Source organism: Streptomyces sp. Wb2n-11 (assembly GCF_001049855.1).
In the GTDB taxonomy this organism is placed as follows: Bacteria; Actinomycetota; Actinomycetes; order Streptomycetales; family Streptomycetaceae; genus Streptomyces; species Streptomyces altiplanensis.
Genome location: NZ_CVPB01000001.1, coordinates 5,304,373 through 5,318,503, shown reverse-complemented (window position 1 = coordinate 5,318,503; position 14,131 = coordinate 5,304,373). Strand labels below are relative to the sequence as shown.

Annotated in this window: 9 protein-coding genes and 1 pseudogene; 3 read left to right on the top strand and 7 right to left on the bottom strand. The window is 70.9% G+C overall.

The window, feature by feature from the left end; translation table 11 throughout:
• The first annotated feature begins 35 nt into the window (after positions 1-35).
• Positions 36-817 (top strand): annotated as a pseudogene (locus tag BN1555_RS24180) (helix-turn-helix domain-containing protein).
• Between the two features lie 58 nt (positions 818-875).
• Here BN1555_RS24180 and pyk read toward each other — a convergent pair.
• Both pyk and BN1555_RS24170 read right to left on the bottom strand, forming a co-directional pair.
• Positions 876-2,312, bottom strand: coding sequence for a pyruvate kinase (gene pyk / locus BN1555_RS24175; RefSeq protein ID WP_093801343.1), 1,437 nt, complete (start codon positions 2,310-2,312; stop codon positions 876-878).
• 142 nt (positions 2,313-2,454) lie between these two features.
• Positions 2,455-3,168 carry an SIMPL domain-containing protein gene (locus tag BN1555_RS24170; protein ID WP_093801342.1) on the bottom strand — a complete coding sequence of 238 codons (714 nt, stop codon included), beginning with the start codon at positions 3,166-3,168 and terminating at the stop codon, positions 2,455-2,457.
• A gap of 134 nt (positions 3,169-3,302) precedes the next feature.
• Between BN1555_RS24170 and BN1555_RS24165 the strand changes: the two genes are divergently transcribed.
• The gene (locus BN1555_RS24165) at positions 3,303-5,114 is read left to right on the top strand and encodes a bifunctional metallophosphatase/5'-nucleotidase (protein WP_093801341.1); all 1,812 of its coding nucleotides are present in this window, start codon (positions 3,303-3,305) and stop codon (positions 5,112-5,114) included.
• A gap of 116 nt (positions 5,115-5,230) precedes the next feature.
• On the opposite strand, the gene BN1555_RS24160 is transcribed toward BN1555_RS24165, so the two are convergent.
• The 5 genes from BN1555_RS24160 to BN1555_RS24140 all read right to left on the bottom strand — a co-directional run bounded on the left by BN1555_RS24160 (position 5,231) and on the right by BN1555_RS24140 (position 12,164).
• Positions 5,231-6,643, bottom strand: coding sequence for a lysine N(6)-hydroxylase/L-ornithine N(5)-oxygenase family protein (locus BN1555_RS24160; protein ID WP_093801340.1), 1,413 nt, complete (start codon positions 6,641-6,643; stop codon positions 5,231-5,233).
• Complete coding sequence (locus BN1555_RS24155; RefSeq protein ID WP_093801339.1) at positions 6,640-8,052, bottom strand: pyridoxal phosphate-dependent decarboxylase family protein; 1,413 nt, start codon at positions 8,050-8,052, stop codon at positions 6,640-6,642. Before BN1555_RS24155 ends, BN1555_RS24160 begins: the two co-directional genes overlap by 4 nt.
• Before the next feature lie 191 nt (positions 8,053-8,243).
• On the bottom strand, positions 8,244-10,736 hold the full coding sequence (pepN, locus tag BN1555_RS24150; protein WP_093803604.1) for an aminopeptidase N: 2,493 nt from the start codon (positions 10,734-10,736) through the stop codon (positions 8,244-8,246).
• Between the two features lie 223 nt (positions 10,737-10,959).
• Complete coding sequence (locus tag BN1555_RS24145; protein ID WP_093801338.1) at positions 10,960-11,265, bottom strand: chorismate mutase; 306 nt, start codon at positions 11,263-11,265, stop codon at positions 10,960-10,962.
• An 11-nt stretch (positions 11,266-11,276) separates the two neighbouring features.
• Positions 11,277-12,164 carry a helix-turn-helix domain-containing protein gene (locus tag BN1555_RS24140; protein WP_093801337.1) on the bottom strand — a complete coding sequence of 296 codons (888 nt, stop codon included), beginning with the start codon at positions 12,162-12,164 and terminating at the stop codon, positions 11,277-11,279.
• Positions 12,165-12,296: 132 nt separating this feature from the next.
• Between BN1555_RS24140 and BN1555_RS24135 the strand changes: the two genes are divergently transcribed.
• On the top strand, positions 12,297-14,063 hold the full coding sequence (locus tag BN1555_RS24135) for a glycoside hydrolase family 35 protein (RefSeq protein ID WP_093801336.1): 1,767 nt from the start codon (positions 12,297-12,299) through the stop codon (positions 14,061-14,063).
• Positions 14,064-14,131: the final 68 nt, after the last annotated feature.

The window sequence follows — 14,131 nt, the reverse complement described above, 5'->3', positions numbered from 1 at the left end:
CCTTGAGCCGACAAGACCCGGTCAGGCTCGGTCGCATGTACGACCTCGACACGCGCAAGAACGTTCTGACACTCGTCGCCCAAGGCCGCAGCCTCAGCTCCGTGAGCAGGCAGACCGGCATATCCCGGTCCGCGATCCGTGAATGGCAGGCCCGCGTCGAGCCGCTGCCGCGCATGTCCGGGCAAGCCGCACCGTGCCCTCGGTGCCTGCCCGTACCGGGAGTTCCGGCCGACACCGCCGCGTACGCGTACCTCCTGGGCCTCTACCTCGGTGACGCTGCATCAGCCCGCACCGCCGCGGCGGCTACTACCTGCGCATCGCGTGCGCCGATGCCTGGCCGGGCCTGATCGATCTGTGCCGGAACGCCGTCACAGCCGTCCGTCCCGAGGATTCCGTCCATGTCCTCCGGCAGGAGGGTTGCGTGATGGTCACCAGTTACGGCCGCCATTGGCCGTGCCTCTTCCCCCAGCACGGGCCGGGCAAGAAGCACGAGCGGGCGATCGTGCTCGAAGCCTGGCAGCAGGCCGCCGTGGACGACCGTCCATGGGAATTCGTCCGGGGGCTCATCCACTCGGACGGATGCCGGATCACCAACTGGACCACCCGCCTCATCGGCGGCGAGCAGAAGCGCTATGAATACCCGCGGTACTTCTTCACCAACACATCCGCCGACATCCTGCGCCTCTTCACCGACACCCTCGACGCACTCGGCGTCGCGTGGAAGCCGTCGCACCAGAGCCGTGCCGCCCAGAACATCTCGGTCGCCAAGCGCGCGTCCGTCGCGCTCATGGACGCGCACATCGGCCCGAAGCACTGATCCGGCGGCATCCGCGGCACAGGGAAGGGCCCCTCCCCGGAGGGGCCCTTTGCGGCGGCTAGCTCGGGGCGGTGCCGTTCTCGCCGATGTGGTGGACGTGGACGAGGTTGGTGGAGCCCGCGACGCCGGGCGGGGAGCCGGCTGTGATGATCACGACGTCGCCCTTCCTGCAGCGGCCGATGCGCAGGAGGTACTCGTCGACCTGGGCGACCATGGCATCGGTGGAGTCGACGTGGGGGCCGAGGAAGGTTTCGACACCCCAGGTGAGGTTGAGCTGGGAACGGGTCGCCGGGTCGGGGGTGAAGGCGAGCAGCGGGATGGGCGAGCGGTAGCGGGAGAGGCGCTTGACGGTGTCGCCGGACTGGGTGAAGGCGACGAGGAACTTCGCGCCGAGGAAGTCGCCGATGTCGGCGGCGGCGCGGGCGACGGCCCCGCCCTGGGTGCGGGGCTTGTTGCGTTCGGTGAGCGGCGGGAGCCCCTTCGCGAGGATGTCTTCCTCTGCGGCTTCGACGATGCGGCCCATGGTCCTGACCGTCTCGATGGGGTATTTGCCGACGCTGGTCTCGCCGGAGAGCATGACGGCGTCGGTGCCGTCGATGACGGCGTTGGCGACGTCGGAGGCTTCGGCTCGGGTGGGGCGGGAGTTTTCGATCATCGAGTCGAGCATCTGGGTGGCGACGATGACCGGCTTGGCGTTGCGCTTGGCGAGTTTGATGGCGCGCTTCTGGACGATCGGGACTTGCTCGAGCGGCATTTCGACGCCGAGGTCGCCGCGGGCCACCATGATGCCGTCGAAGGCGGCGACGATGTCGTCGATGCTCTCGACGGCCTGGGGCTTTTCGATTTTGGCGATGACGGGGAGGCGGCGGCCTTCCTCCTTCATGACGCGGTGGACGTCTTCGATGTCGCGTCCGCTGCGTACGAAGGAGAGGGCGACGATGTCGGCTCCGGTGCGCAGGGCCCAGCGGAGGTCTTCGATGTCTTTCTCGGAGAGCGCGGGTACGGAGACGGCGACGCCGGGGAGGTTGAGGCCCTTGTGGTCGGAGACCATGCCTCCTTCGATGACAAGGGTGCGGACGCGGGGTCCGTCGACGCCGGTGACTTCGAGGGTGACTTTGCCGTCGTCGACGAGGATGCGTTCGCCTGCGCTGACGTCGGTGGCGAGGCCCTGGTAGGTGGTGCCGCAGGTGTGGCGGTCGCCTTCCATGGGTTCGACGGTGATGGTGAAATCGTCGCCTCGTTCAAGGAGTACGGGGCCTTCGCGGAAGCGTCCGAGGCGGATCTTCGGGCCTTGAAGGTCGGCGAGTACGCCGACGCTGCGGCCGGTTTCGTCGGAGGCTTTGCGTACGTGCTGGTAACGCTCTTCGTGTTCGGCGTAGGTGCCGTGGCTGAGGTTGAAGCGGGCGACGTCCATTCCGGCTTCGACCAGTGCCTTGATCTGGTCGTATGTGTGGGTGGCGGGCCCTAGGGTGCAAACGATTTTGGCTCGGCGCATGGTTCGAGCCTAGGGCTTACCAGTCAGTAGACAATTGGTCGCGCATGACTGCTCAACAACCTTTGCGTGAAAGGTTGTTGACAAGTGTTTAATGTGCATGGGGGTGCTCCGATGAGCACGCGAAGAGGGGCGTTCCGGAGCCTCAGAGCCGGGGCGGGGTCATGGTGAAGCGGGCGTGCACGAGGGCGTGGACGGTCTGGCGCCGGGGTTCGAGGTCGAGGGCGGGAGCGGGGGCGTCTTCGGCCGTTTCGGGTGCGGCGGAGCGCATGCGGCCGGCGAAGGCGGACGGTGCGGGGCGGGCGTCTTCGGCGCCGGGGTCGGCCAGTTCGACGAGGGCGGCGAGGTCGGCGCCGAGGGCCTGGGCGTATTCGCGGGCGCGTTTGACGGCTTCTCGTACGGCGTGGCGGCGTACTTCGGCGTATGCGGGCGAGTCGGGGCGCAGGGCCCACCAGGGGCCGTCGACCTGGGTGAGTTCGAGGTCGGCGAGGCGGGTGGCGAGTTCGCCGAGCGCGGTGAAGTCGGTGAGGGCGGCGGTGATGCGGACGCGTCCGTGGTAGGCGCGGACGCGTTCGCCGCGGCCGCGCCGGGTGAGTTCGGGGCTGATGGAGAAGGCGCCGGTTTCGACCTTCTCGACGGCGTCGCCGTAGGACTTGACGAGGTCGAGGGCGAGGCTGTTGCGGCGGGTGAGGTCTTCGAGTGCGGTGCGGCGGTCCGTGCCGCGGGCGTTGACGGTGATGCCGATGCGGGCGATTTCCGGGTCGAATGCGAGGCGGGCTTCGCCCTGGACGGCGAGGCGGGGGGCTTCGGGGGTGCCGTACGGGGCGTGGGGGGCCGGGGGATTCGGTTCGTCGGTCACGCTTTCCACTGTCGCATCCGGGGGTGACAACGGGTGGTCATCAGATCGAAACGTGAAAGGGGTGTTGCCGGTGTGACGGGTTGGGTCAGAATCTACGCGCGTCACACAGCGCAACGGAACGAGGAGACGACAAGATGCCGCTGAACCGTAGGACGTTCCTGGGCCGGTCGGCCGCCGCAGGAGCCGGTGTCGCCGTGGCCGGCGGGGCCGTCGCCGCCCCTGCCCCCGCCACCGCCGCCGAAGCGCGCGGGAAGGGACGGGCGCCGAAGCGGTACTCCTTCACCGTGATGGGCACGACGGACCTGCACGGCAATGTCTTCAACTGGGACTACTTCACGGACAGGGAGTTCGACGACAAGGCGCACAACGATGTGGGCCTGGCGAAGATCTCCACCCTGGTGAACCGGGTCCGCGAGGAGAAGGGCCGCCACAACACGCTGCTCATCGACGCGGGCGACACCATCCAGGGAACGCAGCTGTCGTACTACTACGCCAAGATCGACCCGATCACGGCGGCCCGCGGTCCTGTGCACCCGATGGCGCAGTCGATGAACGCCATCGGATACGACGCGGCCGCTCTCGGGAACCACGAGTTCAACTACGGCATACCGGTGCTGCGGAAGTTCGAGGAGCAGTGCGACTTCCCGCTGCTCGGCGCGAACGCCCTGGACGCGAAGACGCTGCGTCCGGCGTTCCCCCCGTACGTCATGAAGAGGCTGCGTACGCCGCACGGCCGTGATGTGCGGGTGGCGGTGCTCGGTCTGACGAACCCGGGTATCGCGATCTGGGACAAGGCGAACGTGCAGGGGAGGATGACGTTCCCGGGTCTGGAGGAGCAGGCGGCGAAGTGGGTGCCGAAGCTGCGCTCCATGGGCGCGGACGTCGTCATCGTGTCGGCGCACTCGGGCTCCAGCGGCACGTCGTCGTACGGTGACCAGCTTCCGTACGTCGAGAACGCGGCGGGTCTGGTCGCCGAGCAGGTCCCCGGCATCGACGCGATCCTCGTCGGACACGCGCACACGGAGATTCCCGAGTACTTCGTGGAGAACGAGGAGACGGGCAAGAAGGTCGTCCTGTCGGAGCCCCTGAAGTGGGGGCAGCGGCTGACGCTCTTCGACTTCGACCTGGTGTGGTCGAAGGGCCGCTGGACGGTCGAGAAGGCCGGCGCGCAGGTCCTGAACTCGAACACGGTCCCGGAGGACCCGGAGATCGTGCGGCTGCTGGGTGACGAGCACGAGAAGGTCGTGGCGTACGTCAACCAGGTCATCGGCACGTCGACGGCCGCGATGACGACGGCCGAGGCGGCGTGGAAGGACGAGCCGCTGATCGATCTGATCAACCACGTGCAGACCGAGACGGTGCGGGCGGCGCTGGCGGGCGGGGCGTACGCGGGGCTTCCGGTGCTGTCGCAGGCGTCGTGTTTCTCGCGGACGGCGAAGGTGCCGGCCGGCGAGGTGACGATCAAGGACGCGGCGGGTCTGTACCCGTTCGAGAACACGCTGGAGGCGCGGGTGCTGACCGGCGCGCAGCTGAGGGAGTACCTGGAGTTCTCGGCGCGGTACTACGTGCAGACGGCGGCGGGGGCCGCGGTGGACACGTCGAAGCTGACGAACGCGGGGGGCATCCCGGACTACAACTACGACGTGGTGTCGGGTCTGACGTACGAGGTCGACATCGCGAAGCCGGCCGGTTCCCGGATCGTGGATCTCGCGTTCGAGGGCGAGCCGGTGGATGCGGCGGCGGAGTTCGTGCTGGCGGTCAACAACTACCGGGCGAGTGGTGGCGGGGCGTTTCCGCACATCGCGGGCGCGAAGCAGGTGTGGGCGAATTCGGAGGAGATCCGGAACACGATCATCACCTGGGTGCGGGCGAAGGGTGTGCTGGATCCGGCGGAGTTCGCGTCGGTGGGCTGGAAGCTGACGCGGGGCGGTGTGCCGGTGTTCTAGGGGCGGCGGGCGCGTTGGCCCTGCGAGGTTCCGCTCCGCACCTCGGTCCCCCGGCGCCGACGCCGGACGGGCCGGACGTACCCGCTCAGCGGGAGGGTCCGGCCCGTCCGGTGTTCCTAGCGGCCCTGGGACAGCGGGGTGAGGGCCGGCTGCTGTGCGGGGATCCTGGGTGCCTCACGGCGTTCCAGGCCGAAGCTGGTGAACGCGGTGCGCGTCGGCAGTGGGTAGGGGTCGGTACCGGTGAGGGAGTTGAGGATCGTCGCGCTGCGCCATGCGGCGAGGCCGAGGTCGGGTGCGCCGACGCCGTGGGTGTGCCGTTCGGCGTTCTGTACATAGACGGATCCGGTGACGGCGGGGTCGAGGACGATGCGGAACTGGTCGTCGATGCGGGGGCGTTCGGCGGCGTCGCGGCGGATGTAGGGGTCGAGTCCGGCGAGGAGCCGTCCGAGGGGGCGTTCGCGGTAGCCGGTGGCGAGGACGACGGCGCCGGTGGTGAGGCGGGAGCGGGTGCCCTGTTGGAGGTGTTCGAGGTGGAGTTCGACCTTGGTGGTGCCGACGCGGCCGGCGGTGCGTACGGAGACTCCGGGGGTGAGGACCGCGTCGGGCCAGCCGCCGTGGAGGCTGCGCCGGTAGAGCTCTTCGTGGATGGCGGCGATGGTGTCGGTGTCGATGCCTTTGTGGAGTTGCCACTGGCGGGGGCCGAGGGCGTCGCGTACGGACTCGGGGAGGGCGTGGAAGTAGCGGCTGTAGTCGGGGGTGAAGTGCTCCAGGCCGAGCTTGGAGTACTCCATGGGGGCGAAGGCTTCGGTCCTGGCCAGCCAGGTGATCTTCTCGCGGCCTGCGGGGCGGGCGCGGAGCAGGTCGAGGAAGATCTCGGCGCCTGACTGTCCTGATCCGATGACGGTGATGTGTTCGGCGGTCAGGAGCCGTTCGCGGTGGTCGAGGTATTCGGCGGAGTGGATGACGGGGACGGCGGGGGCTTCGGCGAGTGGCCGGAGGGGTTCGGGGACGTGGGGCTGGGTGCCGATGCCGAGGGCGACGTTGCGGGTGTAGGCGCGGCCGAGGGCTTCGGCTTCGCCGACGGTGTCGAGTTGGGTGAAGTCGATTTCGAAGGCTTCGCGTTCGGCGTTCCAGCGGACGGCGTCGACCTGATGGCTGAAGTGGAGTCCGGGGAGGTTGGTGCTGACCCAGCGGCAGTAGGCGTCGTACTCGGCGCGCTGGATGTGGAAGCGCTCGGCGAAGTAGAAGGGGAAGAGCCGGTCGCGGGTGCGCAGGTAGTTGAGGAAGGACCAGGGACTGGCGGGGTCGGCGAGGGTGACGAGGTCGGCGAGGAAGGGGACTTGGAGGGTGGTGCCTTCGATGAGGAGGCCGGGGTGCCAGTGGAAGGCGGGGCGTTGTTCGTAGAAGGCGGTGGTGAGGCCGCCGTGCACGCCGTCGGCGAGGGCGGCGAGGGAGAGGTTGAACGGGCCGATGCCGATGCCGACCAGGTCGTGGGACTGGTCGGGTTCTTGGTGCTGGGGGGCGGTCATCGGTGGGTGCTGCCTTCCGGGAGTGACAGGGACGAGAGGAGCGAGAGGAGCGCTTCGAGGTCGCTGTGGGTGGTGTGGGGGTTGAGGAGGGTGGCTTTGAGCCAGAGGCGGTCGTCGGCGCGGGCGCGGCCGAGGACCGCGCGGCCTTCGGTGAGGAGGGTGCGGCGGATGGCGGCGATGTCGTCGTCGGTGGCGCGGGTGGGGCGGAAGAGCACGGTGCTGATGGTGGGGCGGTCGTGGAGTTCGAGGCCGGGGGTGTTCTCGATGAGGTCGGCGAGGTGCTGGGCGGCGGCGCAGGTGCGGTCGACGAGGTCGGCGAGTCCTCGGCGGCCGAGGGCGCGGAGGGTGACGGCGATTTTGAGGATGTCGGGGCGCCGGGTCGTACGCAGGGAGCGGCCGAGGAGGTCGGGGAGGCCGGCTTCGGTGTCGTCGTCGGCGTTGAGGTAGTCGGCCTGGTGGCCGAGGGGGGCCGGGGTGGCGGCGTCGGGGACGGCGAGGAGTCCCGCGGCGACGGGCTGCCAGCCGAGTTTGTGCAGGTCGAGGGTGACGGTGCGCGCGCGGGAGAGGCCGTCGAGGCGGGTTCTGTGTACGTCGCTGAAGAGCAGGGGGCCGCCGTACGCGGCGTCGATGTGGAGTTCGGCGTGGTGGCGTGCGCAGAGGTCGGCGATGTCGGTGAGGGGGTCGATACTGCCGGTGTCGGTGGTGCCCGCGGTGGCGGCGACGAGGAGGGGGTGGTGGAGGTCGGTGAGGGCTTCGTCGAGTGCGGCGGGGTCGATGACGCCGGTGGGGGCGGGGACGGTCACCGGTTCGGGGAGGCCGAGGAGCCAGGCGGCGCGGGGCAGTGAGTGGTGGGCGTTGGCGCCGCAGACGAGTTGTACGGGGCCGTGGCGTTCCCGGGCGATGAGGAGGGCGAGCTGGTTGGATTCGGTGCCGCCGGTGGTGAGGAGGGCGTCGGGTGCGGGTGCCTGGGGGTAGACCTCGGCGGCGAGCGCACGGGCGATGTGGGTTTCCAGGGCGGAGGCGGCGGGTGCCTGGTCCCAGGAGTCCATGGACGGGTTGAGTGCGGACGCGGCGAGGTCGGCCGCGGTGGCGACGGCGAGCGGCGGGCAGTGCAGGTGGGCGGCGCACCGGGGGTCGGCGGGGTCGGCGGCGCCTTCGGTGAGGGCGCGGACGAGGGTGCGGAGGGCTTCCTCGGCTCCGGTGCCGGTGGCGGGCAGCGCGGGTCCGACGGCGTCCAGGAGCCGTTCGGTGACGGGGCCGGGGCCGCCGGCGGGGAGCGGTCCGCCGCGGGCGAGGGCGCCCTGGTGGAGGGCGTCGAGGACGGTGTCGAGCAGGGGCCGCAGGGCGGCGGGGCCTCCTGTGCCGCCGGCGAGGGGCGGGAGGGGGGTGCCGGGGGGCGGCGTACTCATGCGTGGTCCTTCGGGTGCGCTGGGCTGGCACACCAGCGTGTACAGGCATGAGCCGGCGCGTCCGGAGTGCTCAACGATCTCAACCCGAAAGTGGTACTGCCGCGTGGGAGAGGAGAGTTCGCCGCGTGCAGCTGGTAGGGGGCCCGGTCCGGTGGGGGCGGTGGCGTCGCGCCGGACCGGGTCCCGGTGGGTCAGCTTTCCCGTACCGCGATGGCGCGGCGCAGGTCGTCGAGCTGGTCGACGAGTTTGCGGCGCAGGGCCGGGATCATCTCGGTGTCGCGCAGGAAGTCCTCGCCGAGGCGCAGGGAGTCCGTGTCGACGGCGAAGTGGGGGAAGGCGTGTCGGCCCGCGGCTTCGGCGATGGCGGGGCCGCGGCGGTCGGCGACGGCTTTGGCGTCGCGGTAGTAGCGGGGGACGTAGTCGCGTACGAGGGCGGCCTGTTCGGGTTGCCAGAAGCCTTGGGCGGTGGCGGTGAAGAGGTAGTTGGAGAGGGTGTCGTCCTCGAACATGCGGGTCCAGGCGGCGGCTTTGGCCTCGGGGGTGGGGAGGGCGGCGAGGCAGCGTGCGGCGCCTTCCTGGCCGGTGGCGCTGGGGTCGCGGTCGAGTTCGGCGGCGATGGCGGTCTCGTCGGTGGCGCCGAGTACGGCGAGGCGGCGCAGGATGCGCCAGCGCAGGGCGGGGTCGAGTTCGGGGCCGCCGGGGACGCTGCCGCCGTGGAGCCAGTCCTGGATGCCGTCGGGCTGGGTGGCGGCGTCGATGAAGTGGCGTACGGCGGTGAGGCGCAGGCCCGGGCTGGTGCCGTCCTCGGTGCGGCGGATGAGGTCGCGGCAGAGGGAGGTGAGGGTGGCGAGGCCGGTGGGGCGGGCGGCCGGGGAGAGGTAGCGGTCGGTGATGTGGGTGGCGGCGAAGGCGAGTACGCCCTGGACGACGGCGAGGTCGGTTTCGTCCGGGAGGTGGGCGCGGGCCGTCTCCAGGTGGGTGACGGGTTCGAGTTCGCCGTCGCGGACCATGTCGCGCAGGCAGTTCCACACGACGGCGCGGGTGAGGGGGTCCGGGATGCCGGAGAGGGTGCGCAGCGCGCTCTCCTCGGACTCCTTGTCGAGGCGGATCTTGGCGTAGGTGAGGTCGCCGTCGTTGAGGACGACGAGGGCGGGGCGGCGGCCGGCCCGTACGGTCACGGACTCGCCCTGGGGCACGTCAATCTCGAACCGCTCGCGCAGGACGAGGCTCCGGCTGTCGACCAGGTCGTGGTCGTAGGTGCCGACGGCGATGCGGTGGGGACGGCTGCCGTCCTGGTCGACGCTCAGGTGCCAGTGGCCCCCGGCCTCGGCGGTCCGTGGTGTGAGGGTGTCGGCCCCGGTCGTACGGAGCCACTGTCCGGCCCAGGCGTGGACGTCGCGGTCGGTGGCGGAGGCGAGGTTGTCGATGAAGTCGGCGAGGGTTGCGTTGGCGAACTTGTGGCGGGCGAAGTGGGTGTTGATGCCGGTCAGGAAGTCCTTCTCGCCGAGCCAGGCGACGAGCTGGCGCAGGGCGGAGGCGCCCTTGGCGTAGGAGATGCCGTCGAAGTTGAGCATGGCGGACGCGGTGTCGGGGACGGCGTCCGGGTCGGGGGCGACGGGGTGGGTGGAGGGGCGCTGGTCGGCGTCGTATCCCCAGCCCTTGCGGGCGACGGCGAAGTCGGTCCAGGTGCCGGTGAAGCGGGTGGCCTCGGTGAGGGTCTGGTAGCCCATGTACTCGGCGAAGGACTCGTTGAGCCAGATGTCGTCCCACCACTGGAGGGTGACGAGGTCGCCGAACCACATGTGGGCCATTTCGTGGGCGATGACCATGGCGCGGGTCTGGCGTTCGGTGTCGGTGACGGCGGAGCGGTAGACGAACTCGTCGCGGAAGGTGACGAGGCCGGGGTTCTCCATGGCGCCGGCGTTGAATTCGGGGACGAACGCCTGGTCGTAGGAGTCGAAGGGGTAGGGCTCTTCGAACTTCTCGTGGTAGCGGTCGTAGCAGGCACGGGTGATGTCGAAGATCTCCTCGGCGTCGGCGTTCAGGTGCGACGCGAGGGAGCGGCGGCAGTGGATGCCGAAGGGCAGGCCGGCGTGGTGGGTGCGTACGGAGTGCCAGGGGCCCGCGGCGACGGCGACGAGGTAGGTGGAGATGAGGGGGGTGGGGGCGATGGTCCAGCGGCCCGCGCCCTGGTGTTCGGCGATGCCGTTGCCGAGGACGGTCCAGTGGCCGGGGGCGGTGACGGTGAGGGCGAAGACGGCTTTGAGGTCGGGCTGGTCGAAGGCGGCGAAGACGCGCTGGACGTCGTCCATGAAGAGCTGGGTGTAGACGTACGTTTCGCCGTCGGTGGGGTCGGTGAAGCGGTGCATGCCTTCGCCGGTGCGGGAGTAGCGCATGGCGGCGTCGATGCGCAGCTCGTGGTCTCCGGGGGCGAGGCCGGTGAGGGGGATGCGGTTTCCGTCGAGCGTTTCGGGGTCGAGGGGCTGTCCGTCGAGGGTGGCGGTGCGCAGGGTGGCGGGCTTGACCTCGACGAAGGTGTCTCCGGCGGTGTGCGTGGTGAAGTGGATGACGGTGCGGGAGTCGAAGGTGTCTTCGCCGCGGGTCAGATCGAGGTCGATCGTGTACCGGTGGACGTCGAGGAGCTGGGCTCGGGTCTGCGCTTCGTCGCGCGTCAGTACGGACATGGGGACATGCTGCCCGATGGCGCGGGGGCGGCACAGCGGGCGGCGGTACACCGGCCCTGCTCCGGCTGTACGCCGCCGGTAAGCCGTCCGCATGCCGGCCGGTCGCTTCCAGCGGTTCCGGCGGCCGGCCCGGCCCGGCGCTGTGCTGCGCGGTGCCGGGGGCGGAGTGCGCGAGGTGTCCGTGCCGCGTGTCCGCGCCTTGTCCTGGTCCTTGTGCCCGCGGCTAGGACTTCGCGATGGTCTCGTGGTGGCGGATGACCTCCGCGATGATGAAGTTCAGCAGCTTCTCGGCGAAGGCCGGGTCCAGTTTGGCTTTCTCCGCGAGTTCGCGCAGGCGGCTGATCTGGCTGGCCTCACGGGCCGGGTCGGCGGGCGGGAGCTGGTGCTGGGCCTTGAGGTGGCCGACCTGCTGGGTGCATTTGAAGCGCTCGGCGAGCATGTGGACGACGGCGGCGTCGATGTTGTCGATGCTGTCGCGCAGTCGGCTCAGTTCGGCGACGACGGACTCGTCGGTTTCGCTGGAGGTCATGGTCAGGGAGCTTACGTCGGCCGGATCGCGATGGTCGGCGGGTGTTCGGGATCTGGGATCCGGTGGCTCCAGCCGCCGTGGACGGCGCGTCCCTGCTGGGCGCGGAAGCGGACGGGGGCCATGCCGACGCGGCGGGTGAAGAGGCGGGAGAAGTAGGCGGGGTCACCGTAGCCGACGCGGCGGGCGACGGCGGCCACGGGGAGCTCGGTGGCGGCGAGGAGTTCCTTGGCGCGGCCGAGGCGGATGCCGAGGAGGTAGTCCTTGGGGCTGCATCCGGCGCTGCGGCGTACCGCGGCGCGCAGTTCGGCGGGGGTCATGCCGTGGCGGGAGGCGTGTTCGGCGACGGTCAGGGGCTGGAAGGCGTCGCGGGCCAGGGACTGGAGCACGGGGTCCCCGTCGGCTCCGACGTCGGCGCGGGCGCGGCGCAGGGCGACGAGGAGTTCGTGGACGGCGGCGCCGGTCTCGACCTCCAGGAGGGGGTTTCCGCGGCGTGCGGCGCGCGCGATGCGGCCGACGGCGGCGCGGGCGGCCGCGGTGTCGGCGAGGGGGACGACGGGGCGGTCGGGCTCGATGTAACCGAGCTCGGTGTACGTCGTGGTGGCGGGCCCGGTGAAGTCGACGAAGCTTTCGTCCCAGCCGGTGGCCGGGTCGGGCCCGTAGTGGTGCGGAACGCCGGGTATGAGCCAGATCAGGGCGGGGGCGGTGACGGTGGCGCGCCGCCCGTCGGGGCCGCGGTACCAGCCGCCGCCCGCGTTGATGACGACGGCCACGTGGTGGTCGAGGGTGCGGGGGCCGACGGTGGGCAGGGTGCCGTGTTGCAGGCCGACTCCGAGGCAGACCAGTCCGAGCTTGTGGTGGGTGGGGCTGGGGGTGAAATAGCGCATCCAGGTGTGGTACATCCGCTTCGCTTCCTCCCCGCCTGCCCGGGTGGCGTGCCGTTGTGTCCAATCAGCGCTGATCTTTGTCCATGGACCGTTCCGCCGCCAGGGGGTGAGGCTGGGGCGCGGACAGTGGAGCGAGAGGCGGGGACCGTGGCTGACTTCACGGTGGGCGAGACGGATTTCGAGCTGGACGGGCGGCCGGTGCGGCTGCTGTCGGGGGCTCTGCACTACTTCCGGGTGCACGAGGGGCAGTGGGGGCACCGGCTGGCGATGCTGCGTGCCATGGGGCTCGACTGTGTCGAGACGTACGTTCCGTGGAACCTGCACGAGCCGGAGCCCGGGCGGCTGCGGGACGCGGGGGCGCTGGGCCGGTTCCTGGACGCGGCGCGGGAGGCGGGGCTGTGGGTGATCGTGCGTCCGGGGCCGTACATCTGTGCCGAGTGGGAGAACGGCGGGCTGCCGCACTGGCTGACGGGTGCGCTGGGGACGCGGGTGCGCACGCACGACGCGGAGTACCTGGGACACGTGGAGCGGTGGTTCGGGCGGCTGCTGCCGCAGGTGGTGGAGCGGCAGGCCGACCGGGGCGGTCCGGTGATCATGGTGCAGGTCGAGAACGAGTACGGCAGTTACGGCTCGGACCAGGCGTACCTGCGGCACCTGGCGGAGTTCCTGCGGGGATGCGGTGTGACGGTGCCGCTGTTCACTTCGGACGGGCCCGAGGAGCACATGCTGACGGGCGGCTCCGTGCCCGGGGTCCTGGCGACGGTGAACTTCGGGGCGGGCGCGCGCGAGGGCTTCGAAGTCCTGCGGCGGTATCAGCCCTCGGGTCCTCTGATGTGCATGGAGTTCTGGTGCGGCTGGTTCGACCACTGGGGCGCGGAGCATGTCGTACGGGATCCCGCCGACGCGGCGGCGGCGCTGGAGGAGATTCTGGAGTGCGGCGCCTCGGTCAATGTCTACATGGCGCACGGGGGCACGAACTTCGCGGGCTGGTCGGGGGCGAACCGTTCCGGGCAGCTCCACGACGGGGAGCTGCGGCCGACGGTGACGTCGTACGACTACGACGCGCCCATTGACGAGTACGGCCGCCCGACGGAGAAGTTCTGGCTGTTCCGGGACGTTCTGGCGTCGTACCGGGACGGCGGGGCGCCCCTGCCCGACGTGCCGGCCGCGCCTGCCGCGCTGGGTGCGCCGGTCCGGGCGGAGCTCACGGGGTGGGCACCGCCCGGCGACGTACTGGAGGTGCTCGGGGGCGCGGAGGCGGAGCGTGCGGTGCCGCCGACGTTCGAGGAGCTGGGGGTGGACCGGGGGCTGGTCCGCTACCAGGTGGACGTGCCGGGGCCCCGGCAGGCGTATCCGCTGGGCGTGACGGGGCTGCGGGACCGGGCCGTGGTGTACGTCGACGGGGTGCGGGCCGGCGTGCTGAGCGGCGGGTCGGGCGATTACGCGGCGCTGGACGGGCCCGTGGCCGGGCCGGCCGCGGTGGAGCTGTGGGTGGAGTCGCTGGGGCGGGTCAATTACGGGCCGCGTTTCGCCGAGCCGAAGGGCATCACGGGCGGCGTACTGCATGAACGGCAGTATCTGCACGGTGTACGGGCGCGGGGGCTCTCCCTGGAGGCGTTCGAGGACGCGGACGCGCTCGGGAGGGTTCCGTACCGTTCCCCGGAAGCGGGGACGGGCGCGCCGGGGCTGTTCCGGGGAACGTTCGAGGTCCGGGGTGCGGGTGACGCGTCGCTGCGGCTGCCGGGCTGGGAGCGGGGCTTCGTGTGGGTGAACGGCTTCTGTCTGGGCCGGTACTGGGCGGCGGGGCCCCAGGACGCTCTGTACGTTCCCGGGCCCGTGCTGCGCGAGGGTGCGAACGAGGTGTGGGTGCTGGAGCTGGAGAGCGCCGGGGAGCAGGCTCCGGAGTTCGCCTGACACGAGCGGAACGTCCTGGAGGGTGCCGGCGCGCGGGGCGGCGGTACCGGCGGTCCGCGTGACGCGGG